The organism is Mesorhizobium sp. WSM4832 (assembly GCF_055811115.1).
In genome coordinates this window covers 18426-38256 of the sequence record NZ_JBVVQH010000032.1, presented here as the reverse complement: position 1 = coordinate 38256, position 19831 = coordinate 18426, and the positions used below count along the sequence as shown (strand labels likewise).

At 64.6% G+C, this 19831-nt stretch carries 18 protein-coding genes and 1 riboswitch; of the genes, 9 read left to right on the top strand and 9 right to left on the bottom strand.

From position 1 onward, the window contains the following. Nucleotides 1-191 precede the first annotated feature (191 nt). Together AC0L2L_RS31540 and AC0L2L_RS31535 are read left to right on the top strand one after the other, a co-directional pair. Nucleotides 192-1490 carry an adenylosuccinate synthase gene (locus AC0L2L_RS31540; RefSeq protein ID WP_027166703.1) on the top strand — a complete coding sequence of 433 codons (1299 nt, stop codon included), beginning with the start codon at nucleotides 192-194 and terminating at the stop codon, nucleotides 1488-1490. 69 nt (nucleotides 1491-1559) lie between these two features. Beyond that, nucleotides 1560-3389 (top strand): hypothetical protein, encoded by a 1830-nt coding sequence (locus AC0L2L_RS31535; RefSeq protein WP_473583727.1) that lies wholly within the window; start codon nucleotides 1560-1562, stop codon nucleotides 3387-3389. 12 nt (nucleotides 3390-3401) lie between these two features. Here AC0L2L_RS31535 and AC0L2L_RS31530 read toward each other — a convergent pair whose 3' ends face one another. Genes AC0L2L_RS31530 through AC0L2L_RS31515 form a run of 4 tightly spaced genes read right to left on the bottom strand, consistent with a single transcriptional unit; the run spans nucleotide 3402 to nucleotide 6459 of the window. Beyond that, nucleotides 3402-3701, bottom strand: coding sequence for a CcdB family protein (locus AC0L2L_RS31530; protein ID WP_473583726.1), 300 nt, complete (start codon nucleotides 3699-3701; stop codon nucleotides 3402-3404). Continuing rightward, on the bottom strand, nucleotides 3701-3943 hold the full coding sequence (locus tag AC0L2L_RS31525) for a type II toxin-antitoxin system CcdA family antitoxin (RefSeq protein ID WP_473583725.1): 243 nt from the start codon (nucleotides 3941-3943) through the stop codon (nucleotides 3701-3703). Before AC0L2L_RS31525 ends, AC0L2L_RS31530 begins: the two co-directional genes overlap by 1 nt. Nucleotides 3944-3998: 55 nt before the next feature. Then, nucleotides 3999-5813, bottom strand: coding sequence for an ABC-F family ATP-binding cassette domain-containing protein (locus AC0L2L_RS31520; RefSeq protein ID WP_473583724.1), 1815 nt, complete (start codon nucleotides 5811-5813; stop codon nucleotides 3999-4001). Nucleotide 5814: 1 nt separating this feature from the next. Further along, the gene (locus AC0L2L_RS31515) at nucleotides 5815-6459 is read right to left on the bottom strand and encodes a thiamine diphosphokinase (protein ID WP_473583744.1); all 645 of its coding nucleotides are present in this window, start codon (nucleotides 6457-6459) and stop codon (nucleotides 5815-5817) included. Between the two features lie 136 nt (nucleotides 6460-6595). Next, nucleotides 6596-6701: riboswitch (TPP riboswitch) on the top strand. A gap of 52 nt (nucleotides 6702-6753) precedes the next feature. On the opposite strand from AC0L2L_RS31515, the gene thiB reads away from it, so the two are divergent. From thiB to AC0L2L_RS31495, 4 genes are all read left to right on the top strand, one after another. Further along, a complete protein-coding gene (gene thiB, locus AC0L2L_RS31510; protein ID WP_473583743.1) occupies nucleotides 6754-7755 on the top strand; it encodes a thiamine ABC transporter substrate binding subunit in 1002 nt (333 codons plus the stop codon). A gap of 242 nt (nucleotides 7756-7997) precedes the next feature. Beyond that, nucleotides 7998-9608: a thiamine/thiamine pyrophosphate ABC transporter permease gene (thiP, locus tag AC0L2L_RS31505; RefSeq protein ID WP_473583723.1), complete on the top strand. Its 1611-nt coding sequence runs from the start codon at nucleotides 7998-8000 to the stop codon at nucleotides 9606-9608. Further along, nucleotides 9605-10390 (top strand): thiamine ABC transporter ATP-binding protein, encoded by a 786-nt coding sequence (gene thiQ, locus AC0L2L_RS31500; RefSeq protein WP_473583722.1) that lies wholly within the window; start codon nucleotides 9605-9607, stop codon nucleotides 10388-10390. Before thiP ends, thiQ begins: the two co-directional genes overlap by 4 nt. A gap of 153 nt (nucleotides 10391-10543) precedes the next feature. Then, nucleotides 10544-12010, top strand: a complete 1467-nt coding sequence (locus AC0L2L_RS31495; RefSeq protein WP_027166694.1) for a M48 family metalloprotease — start codon at nucleotides 10544-10546, stop codon at nucleotides 12008-12010. Nucleotides 12011-12078: 68 nt separating this feature from the next. Here the strand turns inward: AC0L2L_RS31495 and AC0L2L_RS31490 are convergent, their stop codons facing one another. After that, nucleotides 12079-14019 (bottom strand): caspase family protein, encoded by a 1941-nt coding sequence (locus tag AC0L2L_RS31490; protein ID WP_473583721.1) that lies wholly within the window; start codon nucleotides 14017-14019, stop codon nucleotides 12079-12081. 208 nt (nucleotides 14020-14227) lie between these two features. Next, nucleotides 14228-15091 carry an RNA polymerase factor sigma-32 gene (locus tag AC0L2L_RS31485; RefSeq protein ID WP_027166693.1) on the bottom strand — a complete coding sequence of 288 codons (864 nt, stop codon included), beginning with the start codon at nucleotides 15089-15091 and terminating at the stop codon, nucleotides 14228-14230. A 304-nt stretch (nucleotides 15092-15395) separates the two neighbouring features. Here AC0L2L_RS31485 and AC0L2L_RS31480 point away from each other — a divergent pair, with 304 nt between their 5' ends. The 3 genes from AC0L2L_RS31480 (at nucleotide 15396) to AC0L2L_RS31470 (ending at nucleotide 17775) form a co-directional block, all read left to right on the top strand. Further along, nucleotides 15396-16169 (top strand): amino acid ABC transporter substrate-binding protein, encoded by a 774-nt coding sequence (locus AC0L2L_RS31480; RefSeq protein ID WP_473583720.1) that lies wholly within the window; start codon nucleotides 15396-15398, stop codon nucleotides 16167-16169. Nucleotides 16170-16327: 158 nt separating this feature from the next. Then, nucleotides 16328-17008: an ABC transporter permease subunit gene (locus AC0L2L_RS31475; RefSeq protein WP_027166691.1), complete on the top strand. Its 681-nt coding sequence runs from the start codon at nucleotides 16328-16330 to the stop codon at nucleotides 17006-17008. Next, on the top strand, nucleotides 17005-17775 hold the full coding sequence (locus tag AC0L2L_RS31470) for an amino acid ABC transporter ATP-binding protein (protein ID WP_473583719.1): 771 nt from the start codon (nucleotides 17005-17007) through the stop codon (nucleotides 17773-17775). The genes AC0L2L_RS31475 and AC0L2L_RS31470 overlap by 4 nt, the downstream gene beginning before the upstream one ends. 174 nt (nucleotides 17776-17949) lie before the next feature. Here the strand turns inward: AC0L2L_RS31470 and AC0L2L_RS31465 are convergent, their stop codons facing one another. The 3 genes from AC0L2L_RS31465 to AC0L2L_RS31455 form a co-directional block, all read right to left on the bottom strand. Beyond that, nucleotides 17950-18531, bottom strand: coding sequence for a CarD family transcriptional regulator (locus AC0L2L_RS31465; protein WP_027166689.1), 582 nt, complete (start codon nucleotides 18529-18531; stop codon nucleotides 17950-17952). Nucleotides 18532-18901: 370 nt separating this feature from the next. After that, nucleotides 18902-19240, bottom strand: a complete 339-nt coding sequence (gene fdxA, locus AC0L2L_RS31460; RefSeq protein ID WP_027166688.1) for a ferredoxin FdxA — start codon at nucleotides 19238-19240, stop codon at nucleotides 18902-18904. A gap of 149 nt (nucleotides 19241-19389) precedes the next feature. Further along, nucleotides 19390-19776 carry an RNA-binding S4 domain-containing protein gene (locus tag AC0L2L_RS31455; RefSeq protein WP_473583718.1) on the bottom strand — a complete coding sequence of 129 codons (387 nt, stop codon included), beginning with the start codon at nucleotides 19774-19776 and terminating at the stop codon, nucleotides 19390-19392. Between the last annotated feature and the right edge of the window lie 55 nt (nucleotides 19777-19831).

The following is a 19831-nucleotide window of genomic DNA, read 5'->3' as shown; positions in this document are numbered from 1 at the left end:
AGCCGGGGTAGTGCGGCAGCGGCGGCAAGTAAATGATGCGAAAGCCGGTTTTTGTTGTGCCTGGACAGGATGACGTTCGTTGCGGATTGTTCGGATTTCAGCGGCAAAGAAAGGGTCGCGCGCGCCGGCGCTTGACGCTATAGAGGCCTGTCGTTTCAGGCCGCCCACGCGGCATTTCAAGGGAAAAGAACATGGCCAATGTGGTGGTCGTCGGCTCGCAATGGGGCGACGAAGGCAAAGGCAAGATCGTCGACTGGCTGTCGGAACGGGCCGATGTGGTCGTGCGCTTCCAGGGCGGTCACAATGCCGGCCATACGCTGGTCGTCGACGGCAAGGTCTACAAGCTGTCGCTGCTGCCCTCCGGCGTGGTGCGGGAAGGCAAGCTTTCGATCATCGGCAATGGCGTGGTGTTCGATCCGCATGCCTTCGTCGCCGAAGTCAAGAAGCTCAAGGAACAGGGCGTTAAGGTCACGCCGGAACGCCTGAAAATAGCCGAAAACACCGCGCTTATCCTGTCGCTGCACCGGGAGCTGGACGGGTACCGCGAAGACGCCGCCTCGAATTCCGGAACCAAGATTGGCACGACACGCCGCGGCATCGGCCCCGCCTATGAGGACAAGGTGGGCCGGCGCGCGGTGCGGGTGATGGATTTGGCGGATCTGGAAACGCTCCCCTTGAAGGTCGACCGGCTGCTGACGCACCACAATGCGCTACGCCGCGGGCTCGGCCATGCGGAAGCGACGCATGAGGCGATCATGCAGGAACTGACCTCGGTGGCCGCCGAAATCCTGCCTTACATGGACCGTGTCTGGAAAGTGCTCGACGACAAGCGCCGCGCCGGCGAGCGCATCCTGTTCGAGGGCGCGCAGGGCACGCTGCTCGACATCGACCACGGCACCTATCCCTTCGTCACCTCGTCCAACACCGTGGCCGGGCAGGCGGCCGCCGGTTCGGGCGTCGGCCCCGGTGTCATCGGCTATGTGCTCGGCATCACCAAGGCCTATACGACGCGCGTCGGCGAGGGGCCGTTCCCGACCGAACAGAAGAACGAGATCGGCGAGTTCCTCGGCACGCGCGGCCACGAATTCGGCGTCGTCACCGGCCGCAAGCGCCGCTGCGGCTGGTTCGATGCCGTGCTGGTGCGCCAGGCCGTCGCCGTCAACGGCATCAAGGGCATCGCCCTCACCAAGCTCGATGTGCTCGACGGGCTGGACGAGATCAAGGTCTGCACGGGCTACAGGCTCGACGGCGAGACGATCGATTACCTGCCGGCCAGCCAGGGCGCGCAAGCGCGGGTCGAGCCCATCTACGAGACGCTCGAAGGCTGGAAGGGAACCACGGCCGGCGCCAGAAGCTGGAACGATTTGCCGGCGCAAGCCGTCAAATATGTCCGCCATATCGAAGAGCTGATCGGCGCCCCGGTGGCACTGCTCTCCACCAGCCCCGAACGGGACGACACAATACTTGTGACCGACCCGTTTCAAGACTAGTTTCACAGCCCTTCCCAGCGCTACGGCTGATTTGCGGCGGGCGGGAAAAGAATGCAGGTTACCTGACGCATGGCAGATTTCGTTAGTGTTCTGAAAAAGCAGCTCGATAAGAAGGGCGAACCTTCGTTCGAGCTGCGCAAGCAGATATACGACGGTGCCCGCGTGGTGCTGGCCAAGAAGCTCGCCGACTATTCCCCGCCGCTTGCGCCCGATGTCGTCAGCAAGCAGAAGCGCTCGCTGGAAGATGCCATTTCCAGCGTCGAGCGCGAATATGTCAAACGCGTTCCGGCCGAGGATCCGCTGGCGGAACTGGAGCATATTTTCTCCTCCATCGACCGCAACAAGAACCAGCCGAACCATGCCCGCCAGCCGGCGGCGCCAGAGCCTGCCAAGCCGGATCCGTTCAAATCCGAACCGTTCAGACCAGCCCCGGCGCCCGCCAGGACGGAACCGAGCTGGCAAAGCACGCCGAAGACAGGACCCGCGCCGCAAAACCCTGCGAAGGCTGAGCCAGCCTGGCAAAGCACGGCAAGGACAGAGCCAAGTTGGCAGGCTGCGCCAACAGCGGAGCCAGCCTGGCAGAAGGCGCCGCAACCGCCGATGCCATCGCCGCGCGAAGACGATGTCGGCCTCGCGGATGAAGCTGATGCCGACGACGGCAGCGACGTGTTCGCTAATGACGAGCAGCCGGCGGCCGATACCTTCCGGCGCCTGCGGCACCAGCCGCAGCGGCGCAAGCGAAGCTATGGCGGCCTGATCGCCGCCGTTATCGCGCTGCTGGTGCTGGCCGGCGGCGGCTACGGCATATGGCTCAACAAGAATGCGTTCGGCTCGCTCTTCGGCCTTGGCGGCAGCAGCAAGACGGTCTCGACGGAGCCGCTGGTCAAGCCCGCTCCGGCCAAGCCGGCGACCGAGACGGCGGCGGCGCCGCCCTCCGCCGGCACCAGCGAGCCTGCCGACACGGCCAAGTTCACGCAGCGCCTGACCCAAGAGGGCAAGGAGATCGATCCCGGCCCCGCCGCCGGGCAGGCCACTATCGGCGAAGGCGAATCCGTCGCGGCGCTGACCTCGCGGCCGCCGGTTGCGCCGGCAGCGGCGCCCGCAACGACTGGCACTCCGCCTGCTCCCGCCACGCAAACGCCTGAGACGCCTGCCGCGGGAGCAACGCCGGCGGCGCCGGCGACCGACGCGACCAATCCGGCGCCGCCGGCGGCCGGAACCACGCCGCCAGCGGCTGATGCGGCAACGCCGCCCGCGGCTGGCGCCACGCCGCCCGCGCCGGCGGCAACGCCGCCAGCGGCGGGCACGACACCGCCCGCGGCGGCGACGGCTGAGGCGACCGTGCCGGTCGGGCAGAAGGCGATCTTCTATGAGGAGCGCACCAGCACCCAGCAGGGCACGGCCGAACCCGGCAACATCGTCTGGTCGCTGGTGCAGGAATCGCCGGGCGGCGACCTGCCGCCGGAGCCGGCGATCCGCGCCGAGGCGACGATCCCCGGCAAGAATGTCCAGCTGCGCATGACGATCCGGCGCAACACCGACCAGACCTTGCCGGCCAGCCACATCATCGAGATGATCTTCCTGACGCCTGAAGGGTTCGACGGCGGCGGCGTCGACAACATCCTGCGCATCGCCATGAAGGGCTCCGAGCAGGACGCCGGCAGTCCGCTGATCGGCATCCCGGCCAAGATCGCCGACGGCTTCTTCCTCGTCGCGCTCAACGACACCAAGGCCGACGAGGACACCAACCTGACGCTGCTCAGAGGCCAGGACTGGATCGACGTGCCGGTGGTCTACAAGACCGGACGCCGCGCGCTGCTCACCATGGAAAAGGGCATCCCCGGTGAGAAGGTTTTTGACGAAGCGCTGAAGGCGTGGGCTACGAAGACATCCGGCTGAGGTAAGGGCGTCTCAGAAGCCTTGAAAGAGCATATCGAGCGCCGCGACGATATCGTCGTGGTGCCTGGAAAGATTTCCTTCCGCCGCTCGTAGTTCAGAAGCCGTCAAAGCTGATATGAATTGAGTGACCATTACATGGTCCTCTCCATCGATCCTGAAGACCGGGTTCAGCTTGCGAGCAGGCAACGGTGCCATGTTGGGCGGCAACAGCGGAACGACCACTTTGGTATCCAGATGTTCCAGTAGGTCGGACTGGACATCGAGAAGATAACCGTCGCTCCTTGCGATCCGGTAGAAATCGTAACGGGCCATCAAAACAGCCGATATTTGGCCAAAGGCAGACCGTTGCGCTTGACGTATTCGTTGGAGCTTTCGAGCGCCGCCTTGTTCTCTTCCTGCCAGCGCCGCGTCTTTTCGGCGGAAATCGCTTTCGCGATCCCTTGCTCGGCGGCACGGGACATGTTGATGCCCAGCGCCTTAGCCTCCTCGATCAATCTGGAATCAATCGAGGTGTTGACCGATTTGCGTTGCGATTTTTCATTTGATTGAAGCATGACCGCGTCCTTTATGCGCATACAATAGGCGCATAAACGCATGCAGGCAAGGGTTCTAACCCTCCATCTCCTCCCGCAACATCTCCAGCTCCAGCCACTCTTCCTCAAGCGCGGCGAGCGTCGTTCGCTCCTTGTCGAGCGCGGCTATGGTCTTCTGGAATGAGGCCGGATCGCGCTCGTAGAAGGAGGGGTCGGCGATGTTATTCTCCAGCCGCGAGATCGAGGCCGTCACCGCTTCGATCTTCTTCGGCAAGGTGTCCAGCGCGAATTTCTGCTTGAACGAGAGCTTCTTCGCCGGACCCTTCGGCGCGGCTTGTTCGGCTTTCGGCGCAGCCTCGCTCGTCTCAACCTTCGGCCGCGCCTTGCGATCCTCCAGCCTGGTGCCGCCGCGTTGCGCCAGCATGTCGGAATAGCCGCCGGCATATTCGATCCAGCGTCCGCCGCCGTCCGGCGCGATCACGCTGGTGACGGTGCGGTCGAGGAAGTCACGGTCGTGGCTGACCAGGATCACCGTCCCGGCAAAGCCGGCGACCAGTTCCTGCAGCAGCTCCAGCGTCTCCATGTCGAGATCGTTGGTCGGCTCGTCGAGCACCAGGAGGTTGGCGGGCCTTGCAAGAACGCGGGCCAGCAGCAGCCGCGCGCGCTCGCCGCCGGAAAGCTCGCGCACCGGCGTGCGCGCCTGCTCCGGCTTGAACAGGAAATCCTTCATGTAGGAAACGACATGGCGCTGCTCGCCATTGATGACGAGGTTCTCGCCGCGTCCGTCGGTGAGATATTGCGCCAGCGTCTCCGCCGGATCAACCGCTTCGCGCTTCTGGTCGAGCGTGGCGATTTCCAGATTGGTGCCGAGCCGGATCGAGCCGGCATCGGGCTTCATCTCGCCGGTCAGCATCTTCAACAGCGTTGTCTTGCCGGCGCCGTTCGGTCCGACCAGGCCGACGCGATCACCGCGCTGGATGCGGGTCGAGAAGCCCTTGACCACGGTGAGGTCGCCAAAGCTCTTCTCGATGTTTTTCGCCTCGATCACCAGCTTGCCGGATTCGGCGGCGTCGCTCGCCACCATGGTCGCCGTGCCTTCGGCGCCGCGATGGCCGCGGAAGCGCTGGCGCATGGATTGCAATTCGCCGAGGCGACGCATGTTGCGCTTACGCCTTGCGGTCACGCCATAGCGCAGCCAGTGCTCCTCGCGCACGATCTGGCGGCCGAGCTTGTGTTGCTCGCGCTCTTCCTCTTCCAGCACTTGGTCGCGCCATTCCTCGAAATGCGCGAAGCCCTTGTCGAGCCGCCGCGTCTGGCCGCGGTCCAGCCAGACCGTGCCCCGCGTGACGCGTTCGAGAAAGCGGCGGTCGTGCGAGATCAGAATGACCGCCGACGAGGTGCGGGCAAGCTCTTCTTCCAGCCATTCGATCACGGAAAGATCGAGATGATTGGTCGGTTCGTCGAGCAGAAGGATATCGGGCTCCGGCGCCATGACCCTGGCAAGCGCTGCGCGGCGCGCCTCGCCGCCGGAAAGGTCGTTCGGCCGCTCCTCGCCGGTGAGGCCGAGATGCTCCATCAGATAGGTGGCGCGATGCGGATCGTCGGCCGGGCCGAGGCCGGCTTCGACATAGGCGCGGACGGTCGCGAAGCCATCCATGTCCGGCATCTGCGGCAGATAGCGGACCGTGGCTGAAGGCTGGCGGAACACCTCGCCGTCCTGCGGCTCGATCATGCCTGCGGCGATCTTGAGAAGCGTCGACTTGCCCGAGCCATTGCGGCCGACCAGCGCGATCTTCTCGCCGGCGGATGCGCTGAGCGCCGCGCCATCGAGCAGCGGGGTGCCGCCGAAGGTCAGTTTAATGCCGTCGAGATTGAGGAGTGGCGGCGCCATGTCAACTTTCTGGAAGAGGATAGGGGTGGGCCAGAAGCAGCGCCCGGCCGCGCTCCAGCGCGATGCCAAGCTGCCCTTCGACCTCGTTTGATATAGTGAGCGAGGAGCCGAACGCCACCTCGACGCGGTCGAGCGGCCATTTGGCGCCGGTAACGGTCAGGCCGGACAGGTCGGAGAAGCCGAGCACCGAAAACAGCGTACCGTCATCATAGTCGAAGCTGGCCTTGCCAGGCAGGACGGGAACGCCCTCCTGCGCGCCGCTGGTCAGCAGCACCCGCGTGCCGGCCGCAGCCAAGCGCAGGGCTAGCGTCAGATGCAGGAAGGCATGGTCGGCGCGCTTGCCGCCGAAGGCGCCGGCCAGCACCAGGCTGGTGGCGCCGCGCTGAAGCGCTTCCGCGACGGCGAGCTCGCCGTCGGTCATGTCCTTCTCGGCCGGAAAGACTTTTCGCGGCACGGCGGCCAGATTCTTTGGCAGGTTCGCCGGTACCGAGTCGAAATCGCCGACCCAGAGCTCCGGTACCAGGCCAAGCATGCGGGCATGGCCGATGCCGGCATCGGCGGCGATGATGCGCGACGCTTCGATCTGGCGTTCGAGCCGGGGCGTGCGGATGAGGTCGCCGCCAAGCAGGATGGTGAATGTGCCCATGGCCGTCGCCCTTACCAGCCCGCCGGGCGAAACGGAAGCCGCGTAGCGCCGCACGTCGCGTCCAAGGTCCCGCTCGAACATTAGCTGCCGGGCAAACTTCCGCTTGCGCGCCGCTTCGGCGCGGCCTATCTGTCGAAACGCTCTAACGGGGTGCCGGACGTGATCCGGCTGAGAGGCAACCAAGCCAACCCGCTGAACCTGATCCGGTTTGTACCGGCGGAGGGATTAGACGTTTCGGACCATCCGGCGCCTCAATTCCTTGTCACTCGAACGAAGGAGGCGCCGATGCGCGCGATGCTGTCCCATCTCATTCTCGCAACCGGTCTTGTTTCGCTTCTGGCAGGCGTTGCGCCTGCCGCTGCGAAGGACAAGCTCACCGTCTATACCTATGAAAGCTTCACCGCCGACTGGGGTCCCGGACCGGCCATCGAGAAAGAGTTCGAGGCCGAATGCGGCTGCGATCTCGAATTCGTCTCGGTCGCCGACGGCGTCGCCTTGCTCAACCGCGTCAAGCTGGAAGGCGCCGGCACCAAGGCCAATGTCGTGCTCGGCCTCGACACCAATCTGACCGCCGATGCCAAGGCGAGCGGTCTGTTTGCGCCGCATGGCGACGTGTCCGGCATCAATGTGCCCGGCGGCTGGAGCGACGACACTTTCGTGCCCTTCGACTACGGCTATTTCGCCGTCGTCTATGACACGCAGAAGCTGAAGACGCCGCCGAAGAGCCTGAAGGACCTGGTGGAAGGCAGCGGCACGGACAAGATCGTCATCCAGGATCCGCGCACCTCGACGCCCGGCCTCGGCCTGCTCCTGTGGGTGAAGTCGGTCTATGGCGACAAGGCGCCGGAAGCCTGGGCCAAGCTCAAGCCGAAGGTGCTGACGGTGACGCCGGGCTGGAGCGAGGCCTACGGCCTGTTCACCAAGGGAGAGGCGCCGATGGTGCTGTCCTACACCACTTCGCCGGCCTACCACATGGTGGCCGAGAACACCGTGCGCTATCAGGCTGCATCCTTCGAGGAAGGCGAATACCTGCAGATCGAGGTCGCAGGCATCACCACGACCGGCGCGAAGAACCCGCTGGCGCAAAAGTTCATCGCATTCATGACCGGGCCGAAATTCCAGGACGTCATTCCGGAAACCAACTGGATGTTCCCGGCCGGCAAGACCGACAAGCCGCTCAACCCGGCCTTCGACAAGCTGGTGAAGCCGACCAAGACCTTGCTGTTCAGCCCGCAAGAAGTCGCGGCCAACCGCAAGGCCTGGGTGGATGAGTGGCTGGCGGTGATGGGCAAGTAGGTTCGCTATTCCTTTGAAGTTCGCGCCAAGCCACCCCCCTCTGTCCTGCCGGACATCTCCCCCTCAAGGGGGGAGATTGGCAGCTTTGGCGCCCTGCTCAATCCTGCAGCTTTGGAGATTGGCGAAGGCCGGCGTGACGTCTGATCTCCCCCTTAGAGGGGGAGATGTCCGGCAGGACAGAGGGGGGCGCGAAGGAACGCGGCGTCCGCTGAATTCCACCAAGGTGCAACGTGCTACCCGCCGTGCACCCTGACTCCCGCGTCACCGCCGGCATCATCGCCCTTGCGGCCGTAGCCGTGCTGATCGGTGGCGCCTTCATCGGCCTCGCCGTCGAAGGCGCGCATGATCTCTCCGGCGCTGCCGCCGCCTTCGACGGCTACCTCTTGCGCGTCGCCCGCTTCACGCTGTGGCAGGCGCTGCTGTCGACACTGCTGTCGGTCGCGCCGGCGCTGCTGGTGGCACGGGCTTTGTCGAGACATCCGGCTTTTGCCGGCCGTCGCCTTATCCTGCAGCTTTTCACCGTGCCGCTGGCGCTGCCGGCCATCGTCGCCGCGCTCGGTATCCTGGCGCTCTATGGACGGGCCGGGTACTTTGCCAGCATCTTCGCCGAGCTTGGCGGCGCAGAGTGGCCGGGGATCTACGGCCTCTCCGGCATCCTCGTCGCGCATGTCTTCTTCAACCTGCCCTTGGCCACGCGCCTGTTCCTCGAGGCGCTGGGCACCATTCCTGCCGACCAGTGGCGGCTGGCGAGCCAGCTTGGCATGGGTGCCCGGCCAGCGTTCCGGCTGATCGAATGGCCGGTGCTGCGCGCGGCCATGCCGGGGGTTGCCGGGCTGGTCTTCATGCTCTGCATCACGTCCTTCACCATCGTGCTGACGCTGGGCGGCGGTCCGGCCGCGACGACGCTGGAGGTCGCCATCTACCAGGCGCTGCGCTTCGATTTCGATCCCGCGCGCGCCGTGGTGCTGACGCTGCTGCAGATCGCCCTGACCTTCGTCGTGGTCATCGTGCTCACGCGGCTTGGCGCCAACACGGTCGGGGACGCCAATCTGCCGGTGGCGCCGCGCCGCTATCTTTCGGCGGGCCGGATGGAGGGCGTGCTGAACGCCGGCCTCATCGCGCTTGCCCTGCTGTTCGTCGCCGGACCGATGGCGGCGACCGTGTTTTCAGGCCTGGAGGCCGATCTCGGCCGGTTGGCGGGTGAAGAGGCGGTGCGCCGGGCCGCCACCACCAGCGCGGGCCTCGCGTTCCTCGCGGCGCTGCTCGGCGTGGCGCTGTCGCTGGCGCTGATTGCGGCGCGGCGCGCGCTGGCCCTGCGGCGCCGGACAGGTGGCGCCATGAGCCTGCTCGAACACGCCACCGACACCGGCGCCGGTTTCGTGCTCGTCGTGCCGCCGATCGTGCTTGGGGCGGGCTGGTTCCTGGCCTTGCGCAACGTCACCGATGTCTTTGCCATCGCGCCGATCATGGTCGTCGCCGTCAACGCGGTAATGGCGATGCCCTTTGCCATCCGCGCCATTCGCCCTGCCTATGACGCGGCCAGCGAACGCCATGAGCGGCTTTGCCTGGCGCTCGGCATATCCGGCTGGACCCGGCTCAGCCTGATCGACTGGCCGTCGCTCAGGCGGCCTTTAGCCACCGGCTTCGCCTTCGCCATGGCGCTGTCGCTCGGCGATCTCGGCGTGATCGCGCTGTTCGGCAGCGATTCCGTGCAGACCTTGCCCTACCTGCTGCTCGCGCGCATGGGCAGCTACCGGACAGCCGACGCGGCGGGGCTTGCCTTGCTGCTCGGCCTCGTCTGCCTGATGCTGGTGGTCGCCGCCGACTGGCTTGGGCGCGAAGGAAGATCATGACGACCATCAATGGCACTGCCGAGGAAAAGGGCCTCACTGTTGCGCTGGACGGCGTCTCGTTCAGCTATGGCGAGGCCTCCTTCCGCTTCGACGCCGAATTCGCGGCCGGCAGGATCACCGCCATCATGGGGCCGAGCGGCTCCGGCAAGTCGACGCTGCTCAATCTGATAGCCGGCTTCGAAACGCCCGGCACAGGCAAGGTGCTGATCGGCGGTATCGATCTCGGCAACGCGCCGCCTTCGGCGCGGCCGGTGTCGATGGTGTTCCAGGAAAACAACCTTTTTGCGCATCTTGCGGTCGAGGCCAATGTCGGGCTCGGCCGCTCGCCGTCGCTCAGGCTCGGCGATGCCGATCGGGCGGCAGTCGTCGAGGCGCTGGCGCGGGTTGGCCTTGCGGGCAAGGAAAAGCGGCTGCCGCGCGAGCTTTCCGGCGGCGAGCGGCAGCGCGTGGCGCTGGCGAGGGTGCTGCTGCGCGACCGACCCGTATTGCTGCTCGACGAAGCTTTCGCGTCGCTCGGCCCGGCGCTGCGAGACGACATGCTCGACCTTGTGGCAGGCATCCATGCCGAGCGCAAAATGACAGTCCTGTTCGTTACGCATCAGCCCGAAGATGCGCACCGCATCGGCCAGGACGTCGCATTCCTCGACGAAGGCGCGATCGCGGCAATCGGGCCGGCGGATGATTTCTTCGATCGATCTGGACCGGATGGGTTCAGGCGCTATATCGGCGATCGAGGCGGCACCGTTGCCGGATCACAACATATTGCCCGGAAGCGGACATAATTTACGGCCAAACCGGCAATGGGCGATCCGGCGTTTGCTTGCCTTGTCCGGGGGAGTATGGCTAGGTCCAGCCATGCTGGTCCGGCGGGACAGTGATTTGCCGAAAGATTTCGAAAGGAAGCCGATCTGTCGACCGGCGCTCAGAAAGTGTGGATGAGGCCGCTTGCACGATTCTTCGCGCTGGCGAGCGTTGCCTTGCTGGCCAGCTGCCAGATGTTCACGCCGCCGGACGTGCAGGAGAGCGGCTTCCAGCCTTCCGACAAGCCGATCACCGTCGACAATGTCGCCGCCAACGCCAAGCTCGCCGAAATGGCGAAGGCGCAGCATCCGCGCATCCTGGCCACCTATGGCGGCGAGTATTCCGACCCCAGGCTCGAACGCATGGTGGCCAAGGTCGTCGGCAATCTGACGGTGGTTTCGGCCAATCCGACCCAGACCTATCGCATCACCATCCTCAATTCGCCCAACGTCAACGCCTTCGCGCTGCCGGGCGGCTATCTCTATGTGACGCGCGGCCTGCTGGCGCTGGCCAACGATTCCTCCGAGCTCGCCGCAGTCATCGCGCATGAGATGGGCCACGTCACGGCGAATCATGGGCTGCAGCGCCAGCAGCTCGAGGCCGAGGAAGGCCTCGCGACCAAGGTGGTGTCGGACGTGCTCGGCGACAGCCCGACCGCCAAGGCGGCGCTGATCAGGGGTAAGCTCAGGCTCGCGCAATTCTCGCGCAACCAGGAACTGCAGGCCGACGCCATCGGCATCAAGTCGATCGGCGAAGCGGGCTACGATCCCTATGCGGCCGGCCGCTTCCTGCAGTCGATGTCGGCCTATACCGATTTCCGCTCGGTCAGCGGCGCCACCGACGCCAGCCTCGACTTCCTGGCGACGCACCCCAATACGCCCCAGCGCATCGATCTGGCGCAGCGCCTTGCGCGCAATTTCGGTCCGCCTGGCGTCGGCACGCGCGACCGCGACGCATTTCTGGCCGGCATCGACGGCCTGCTCTACGGCGATACGCCGGAAGAAGGCTATGTGCGCGGCCAGACCTTCATGCATCCCAATCTCGGCGTTTCCTTCACGGTGCCGGAGGGATTCGTCATCGACAATTCGGCGGCTGCGGTCACTGCGACCGGGCCTGGCGACATCGCCATCCGCTTCGACGGCGTGGCGATCGACAAGTCGGTGTCGCTCACGGACTATATCCGCAGCGGCTGGGTGGCCGGGCTGGAAGATGCCAGCGTGCGCCAGGACATGGTCAATGGCAACGAGGCGGCGACGGCGCATGCCAGCGCGCAAGGCTGGCAGTTCGACATCGCCGTGATCCGCGCCGGCGGGCAGGTTTACAGGCTGCTGACGGCGGCGCCCTCGGCCAGCACCGCGCTGGACCCGGTCGCGCGCTCAGTCAGCGGTTCCTTTCGCGTGCTGAGCCCGGCCGAAAAGGCAGCGCTGAAGCCGCTGCATATCCGCGTCGTCACCGTTCAGGCCGGCCAGACCATGGGCTCGCTCGCCGCGCAGATGGTCGGCGTCGACCGCAAGCTCGATCTCTTCCGGGTGCTCAACGCCATGTCGCCGGGCGCCACGGTGTCGACCGGCGACAAGGTCAAGATCGTCACCGACAGGTAGGCCGTCAGGCCGCCTGCGGCCGCAACCTGGGCCGGCGCTTGGCCGATCCCAGGCTTTCGTCGCCGCCATCAGAAGTCGGTGCTGCCGCTGATGCCGTCGCCGGTGTTTTTGCCGGTGTTGTTGCTGGGCGGATCGGAATGATCGCCGCCATTGCCGCGCCAAGACGCCCGGCCGTCCTGCCCTGGCTTGGCGCCCCTTGGGATTGACGTCACTGGGGGCTTCGGGGCCTTCGCCTTCGGTGCGGGTATGCGGATCACCTTTACCTTTGTGATGATTTTCGGCGGGACCTTGCACGACGCGACTGCCACGGTCTTGCGCAGGGGAAGGCCCAGGAGGCTCATCGAATACATGTCTTGCCGCTCCATGCCGGCTTTGAGGAAAGCCAGGGCGCGGGCCGGGTCGGCGGGCACGCCATTGCGGCCTTCCTTGAAGATCACCGCAAGGTCCTTCATGGCATCGATGTGCCCCATCGCCGCCGCCTGGAGCAGCAGGTCCAGCCCCTTGCCGGAATCGCGCTGGACGCCGAGCCCGTTGAACAAAGCGCGCCCCCAGGCGGCCGTGGCGTAGGGGTCTCCCTTGTCGGACGCTTTCGAATAGAGGTCGTTCGCCTTCGCGAAGTCGACAGCCGTCCCGGAAGAGGCGATGGAGCCGAGCGCGAACAGGGCGCGGATATGTCCTTTGTCCGCAGCTTGCTGGATCGCCTGCCTGGCTTCATCGATCCTGCCCGACGCCAGCAACGCCCGGCCCAGCTCGTAACGGAAGCGCGCAATGTCGGGGTAGGCCTTCACCGCCGCCTCGCAGGCTTCGACAGCCCCGCCGCCGATCTCGTTCGGCAAGCGGCCTGGGACGACGCCCTGCAGGTCGAGCGGCTCGCCGGCGGCCTGGTCACAGGGGTCGACGTTCGGCGACAGTGTCATCGTCGCCTGCTTGACGGCGTTGCCCACGCGGATCTGGAAGCCGACTTCGACGGGAGCGGCCGAACCGATCTGCGGCTCGTATCGCAGATTGTCGACCTCGGCGGCCATCAGGCTCGATTGCGGCGACAGGACGCGATCCGGCAAGGAGAGCGTTCCGGTTGCCGGGTAGCTCGCAAGCTTGAGGCCGATCGAGGCATCCTTGGCCGGAAAGTCCAGTCTCAGCGGAACCGGGCCGACGCCGACCGGGACGCGGATGTCGCGATTTCCAATCGCTTCGGTGGCGGCGGCGACCTCAATTCCGCGTCCCGCTGTCTGCTGGTCCTGCTGGGTGTCGGGCGGCGGCTGCGCCGGTTGCCCGGCCCCGCGCATCAGCACGACATCGTCGATCAGCGAGGAGTTCTCCCACGGAACCTGCTTGCCGGAGGTCGCCTTGACCACGTCGCGGCGGACAGCCGCCATGACCGAGCGTATCTCCTGGTTCGGCGCCAGCGCGCGGCGCGAGAAAGATGACGAGAACGGGCTGAGGTCGCCGGATCCGTCATAGGCGACTGCGTCCGGCTCAGTGGCGAAGGCAATCAGCGTGTTCTGTGAACCTATGACTTGCGCCAGGCCGGTGCCGTCGGCGACGATCAACTGGTCGCGCAGCCAGTAGTCCTTGCGCGGAAAAGGATTGTTGCGGCAGGCGTCGAGGATGATCACCTGGATCTTCGATTTCGAGCGCAGCTGCCGCAGTATGTCATTGACCTTGACGGCCTGGACCTCCATGTCGGCCGCATCCTTGAGGGACGCGTCGACCGGGATCAGGAAGTTCTCCCCGCCGATCTGAAAACCGTGGCCGGAATAGTAGACGACCGCGAGATCGGCCCCATCTGCTGCCGCCAGATAGTTGCGGAACTGCTCTTCGAACTGAAGCTTGGTCAAGTCCTTGGCGGCGAACACCTGGAAGCCGGCCAGCCGGAATGTCTTCGATACGTCCTCGGCATCCTTGTCCGGGTTCTTGAGCGCCGGGATTTCGCGGTAGTCGGAGTTGCCGATGACAAGGGCAACCCTTCGATCGGCATGCGCTTCGACGATCGTGAGACTGACGAGCATCAAGGCTGCAAGGAACACGCAGCATCGCAGCATGGCAAATCCCCCATCCGTTTGATCTGGAGGCTTCAACAAGAACGATTGCGCTACGATGGTCTGTTAAAGAATTCACAGTCGATAGATATGAGAAAGTAAGAACCCTGCCTCAATGGCAGTATATTCATATTTAATAAATATCTGATTTAACGATCTCTGGTGGTTGCGCTATCTCTCAGGCGGCTTCGGCCAGGAATTCCGGGTTCTGCTTCACCAGCGCCAGCTTCAGCTTCTCCATGGCGCGGGCCTCGATCTGGCGGACGCGCTCCTTGGAGATGCCGAGCTGCTCGCCAAGCGATTCCAGCGTGGCGCCGTCATCGCTCAATCTGCGCTCCTCGATGATGCGAAGCTCGCGGGCGTTGAGCGCGCCGAGCGCGCTTTTCAACCAGACGGCCCGGCGCTGGACATCGATCCTTTCACCGACGATCTCGTCGGGGAGCGGGTCTTCGGAGACCAGGAAATCCATCCGCTCGGCGGCGCCGTTCTCGTCGGCCAAGGGCGCGTTGAGCGAGCTGTCGGGAGAGGACAGCCGCGAATCCATCATCGCCACGTCGGCCTCCGGCACACCGAGGGCAACCGAGACCTCGCGGTAGAGCGAGGCATTGGAGAGCGGCTCGGCGCCATTGGCGAGGCGAGCGCGCAAACGCCGCAGATTGAAGAACAGCGCCTTCTGCGCCGAACTGGTGCCGCCGCGCACGATCGACCAGTTGCGCAGGATGTAGTCCTGCATCGAGGCGCGGATCCACCAGGTGGCGTAGGTCGAAAAGCGGACTTCTCGCGCGGGCTCGAAACGGGCCGCCGCCTCAAGCAGGCCGACATGGCCTTCCTGGATCAAATCGCCGAGCGGGAGGCCGTAGTGACGAAATTTCGAAGCCATGGAGATGACCAGGCGCATATGGGCGACGGTGATCCTGTGCAGCGCGTGCTGGTCGTTCTCTTCCTTCCAGCGCAAGGCGAGGACATGCTCCTCGTCGCGCTCGAGATAGGGAGCCCTCATTGCCGCCCGGACTAGTGTCCGTCCTGCCGCGTCCTCTATCATGCCGGCTCCTTTTGGCGGTGGTTCGTTTACGGCGGTTGAAAAGACACCGCCGTGCCCTACAACAGCCATGCAACGTGTCAGGCGCATCGATGGTTCCGCCGCCCGAGGGGGCAAATGTTGCCCGCGGGAACATTTTGTTATCCCCCGGGAATGCCGCTTGGCGGATTGTCGAGTGATTTTGAGAACCAGATTTCTGGCAGAGCCGATATTTGAAATCTGGTTCCTTATTTCGCAGGCTTCTATCTGTCAGTTTCCGGCTCGCACAATCGAGCCGGGGTACCGGTCAAAACGGGATCACAGAAAAATGAAATGGCTTAAATCGCTGCTTATCGGCGCAACGCTGCAGGTTCTGGCGGTCACCGCCAGCCATGCCGGCGCCAATCTCGACCAGATCAAGCAGGCCGGCGTGTTCAAGGTCGGCACCGAAGGCACCTATGCGCCCTTTACCTATCATGACGAATCCAACGCGCTGGTCGGCTTCGACGTGGAGATCGCCAAGGCCATCGCCGACAAGCTCGGCGTCAAGGTGCAGTTCCTCGAAGGCAAGTGGGACGGCTTGATCGCCGGCCTCGACGCCAACCGCTACGACGCCGTCATCAACGAGGTCGGCATCACCGATGCCCGCAAGGCCAAGTATGATTTCTCCGATCCCTACATCGCCTCGAAGGCCGTGCTGATCGTTCGCGGCGACAACACCGACATCAAGACCTTCGCCGACCTCAAGGGCAAGAAGTCGGCGCAGTCGCTGACCTCGAATTTCGGCAAGCTCGCCGAGAAGAACGGAGCGGAACTGGTCGGCACCGACGGCTTCGACCAGTCGATCCAGCTTCTGCTCACCGGCCGCGCAGACGCCACCATCAACGACAGCCTGTCCTTCCTCGACTTCAAGAAGCACAAGCCGGACGCCAATGTGAAGATCGCCGCGCAGGAAGAGAACGCCGACTATTCCGGCGTCATCGTGCGCAAGGGCGACCCGGAACTGGTCGCGGCGATCAACAAGGCGCTGGCCGACATCAAGGCCGACGGCACCTACAAGAAGATCGCCGACAAGTATTTCGGCCAGGACGTTTCGAACTAAGGCAGTCGTCCTTTCGCTCGAAAACAGGCGGGCCGTCAAAGACGGCCCGCCATTTTTTGCATGATATCGGGGTCGGCTTTGACGGTCCGCCGGTTTTTGCATGATAGTCGTTCCGTACGGGGGAAGGTGCCGCCGTATCCGGAAAGGAGAAGCGCTCCGTGCCGCACTGGCTGCAATTGATGCTGGAATCGTTGCCGACGCTGTTATGGGCGGCGCTGATCTTCACCGTGCCGCTGACGCTCTTGTCCTTCGCGCTGGGGCTCATCGCCGGACTGGTCACGGCGCTGATCAGGCTGTTCGGCCCGAAGCCGCTGGTTGCGCTGGTGCGCTTCTATGTCTGGATTTTTCGCGGCACGCCGCTGCTGGTGCAGCTCTTCCTGATCTTCTACGGCCTGCCGTCGGTCGGCATCCTGCTCGACGCCTTTCCCGCCGCGCTGATCGGCTTCACGCTGAACATCGGCGCTTATACGTCGGAGATCATCCGCGCCGTCATAGGCTCGGTGCCGAAGGGGCAGTGGGAGGCCTCCTATTCGATCGGCATGACCTGGAGCCAGGCGATGCGGCGCACGATCCTTCCGCAAGCAGGCCGCGTCGCGGTGCCGCCGCTCTCCAACACCTTCATCTCGCTGGTCAAGGACACGTCGCTGGCGGCCGCCATCACGGTGCCGGAGATGTTCCAGGCCGCGCAACGCATCGTCGCCACCACCTACGAGCCGCTGATCCTCTATGTCGAGGCGGCGGCGCTCTATCTCGCATTGAGCTCGGTGCTGTCGGCGCTGCAGGCGCGGCTGGAGGTGCGGCTCAACCGCTATGGCGGCTTCCTGGAGGCCAACGCGTGATCGGCCTCACCAACATCGAAAAGCGCTTCGGCGACAATCTGGTGCTGAAAGGCGTCACCGTCAGCCTCGACGAGGGCAGCGTGACGGCGCTGGTCGGCCCTTCCGGCGGCGGCAAAAGCACGCTGCTGCGCTGCATCAACCTCCTGGAGATCCCGACTTCCGGTTCCTTGCGCATCGGCGAGGAGACGATTGCATTCCATCCGGGCGGCAAGGTGCCGGCAAAGGACATCCAGCGCATCCGCCTGCAGACCGGCATGGTGTTCCAGAATTTTCAACTGTTCCCGCATCGCACGGCGATCGAGAACGTCATGGAAGGGCTGGTGACGGTGCTGAAATGGGCTGAGCCAAAGGCGCGCGAGCGGGCGATGGCGCTGCTCGAAAAGGTCGGCATGACGCACAAGGCCGATGCGTGGCCGGCGACGCTGTCAGGCGGCCAGCAGCAGCGCGTGGCGATCGCCCGGGCACTGGCGCCATCGCCGCGCGTGCTGCTTTGCGACGAGCCGACCTCGGCGCTCGATCCGGAACTGGCGCAGGAAGTGGTGGATGTGCTCGCCCAGCTTGCGCGCGAGGGCACGACCATGGTGATGGCTACGCACGACCTGCGGCTCGCTTCCAAGATCGCGCAGGACGTGGTCTTCCTCGATGCTGGTGTCGTCGTCGAGAAGGGCCCGGCTTCTGTGGTGTTCGATAGCCCCGAGCGCGAGCGGACCAAGCGCTTCATCGCGTCGCTGCGGCAGGAAGAGGCGCAGAAGGAAGGGGGCGGCTGAGCTTCTGTACCTCCGCCTTGTAGGTCCGGGGGGCGGCGCCGCACTCCGCCGTGCTACTGTGCAGGGACTTACCAGGGCGAGCCACGGGTCTCGCCCGTCCGTCGGACCCCCACGCGCAGAAACAAAAAACCCGGCGCCAGGCCGGGTTTTTCGCATTCAGTCAGAACGAGAAATTCAGGCAGCTTCTTCCTGCTCGGCTTCCTCGTTGTCGGCCTTGGCGCCGCGCTTCGGACCCTTGTTGAGGTTGACCTCGATGAGGCGCACCGCCTCGGTTTCCGACATGCGGTTCACCGCGGCGATCTCGCGGGCCATGCGGTCGAGCGCGGCTTCATAGAGCTGACGCTCGGAATAGGACTGCTCCGGCTGGTTGTCGGCGCGATAGAGGTCGCGCACCACTTCCGAGATCGAGATCAGGTCGCCCGAATTGATCTTGGCATCATATTCCTGGGCGCGGCGCGACCACATGGTGCGCTTGATGCGGGCGCGGCCCTGCACGACCTTCAGCGCACGCTCGACATAATCCTCTTCCGACAGCTTGCGCATGCCGATCGAGGTCGCCTTGGCGACCGGAACCTTCAGCCGCATCTTGTCCTTCTGGAAATCGATGACGAACAGTTCCAGCTTGTGACCGGCTACTTCCTGCTCATCGATGGCCACAATCTGGCCTACGCCATGCGCCGGATAGACGATGAACTCGCCGGTCTTGAACCCGTGGCGGGCCGCGGTGGACTTCTTCTGCGGGGTGATCGTTGCCATTACGCCCTGAACTCCTTGTTGTAGCGCCGGCATGGCGGCGCCGGCTAAAATCGCGCGGTCGGGCTACCGACCGTTAGCCGCACAACAGATGAACCCACCGGAAAAAGCCGAGACGGCAAACCGCACGAATGCGACCGCCTGCCCCAGATTGCTCTGGTCCGGATTGAGAAGCTCACCTTTCAGTGATTTGGGGCGTTAGCGCCATAAATCGACGTCGTGTCACCGGCATGTTTGGTTGATGTAACACAAAAAGTCGGAAGAATCAAGGTTTTGCTGCATTCGCTAACGCCAAGCGGGGTCGCTGCCTGTCAAGACAGCGATTGTATCGACCCCGTTACGTCGCGTCATGCCGGCATTGCCGGCGCCTGCATCAATCGCCTTCGCCTGGCTCGGCCGAGAAATATTTCTCGAACTTCCCGGTCTCGCCGTCGAAGGTCTTGGCGTCCGCCGGCGGCTCTTTCTTGGCGGTGATATTGGGCCATTTGTCGGCGTATTCGGCGTTGACCTGCAACCATTTGTCGAGGCCGCCCTCGGTGTCCGGCTTGATTGCGTCGGCCGGGCATTCCGGCTCGCAGACGCCGCAGTCGATGCACTCGTCGGGATGGATGACGAGCATGTTCTCGCCTTCGTAGAAACAGTCGACCGGACAGACCTCGATGCAGTCCATGTATTTGCATTTGATGCAATTGTCGGTCACGACATAGGTCATTGCAGGCTCCGGGAAGTCCCTTTCTGCGGGGCTTTTGAAGGTGAGGTAACGCCTTTGACCCCTGCTTGCAAGGGCAGGGCTTGCCGCATGAGCCGGCGTTGCGGAACAGAATTCCGGGTCGCCTGCCGCGACGCGGTCCGGTCGTCTCTTCAGTCGTCGCCAAGCAGCCGGTCGGTCTGCCGGCGCTCGCGCTTGGTCGGACGGCCGCTGCCGGCCTCGCGCAGCGCCGGAATGGCGTCTGGAACGGCCTCGCCTTTGGGTGTCGGCGCCGGCGACATATCCTCGTAAAGCAGGCGCGCCTCGTCTGCCGGGCCGCGCCTCGTGCCGCAATTCAGCACTTTCCAAACCAGGATTCGTCGCTCCAGCGTGATGGTCAGCACGTCGCCGGGCTTGACCAGATCCGAGGCCTGCGCTGCTTTGTCGCGATTGATGCGGACGCGTCCGGCAACGACGACCTTTGCCGCCAGGGACCGCGATTTCACAGCGCGCGAGAAGAACAGCCATTTGTCGATGCGCTGGCGGCCTTCTCCAACCATCGGGGCTAGCTTTGTTGGAACATGATCCTATCCGAAAACCGGTTCCCACTTTTCG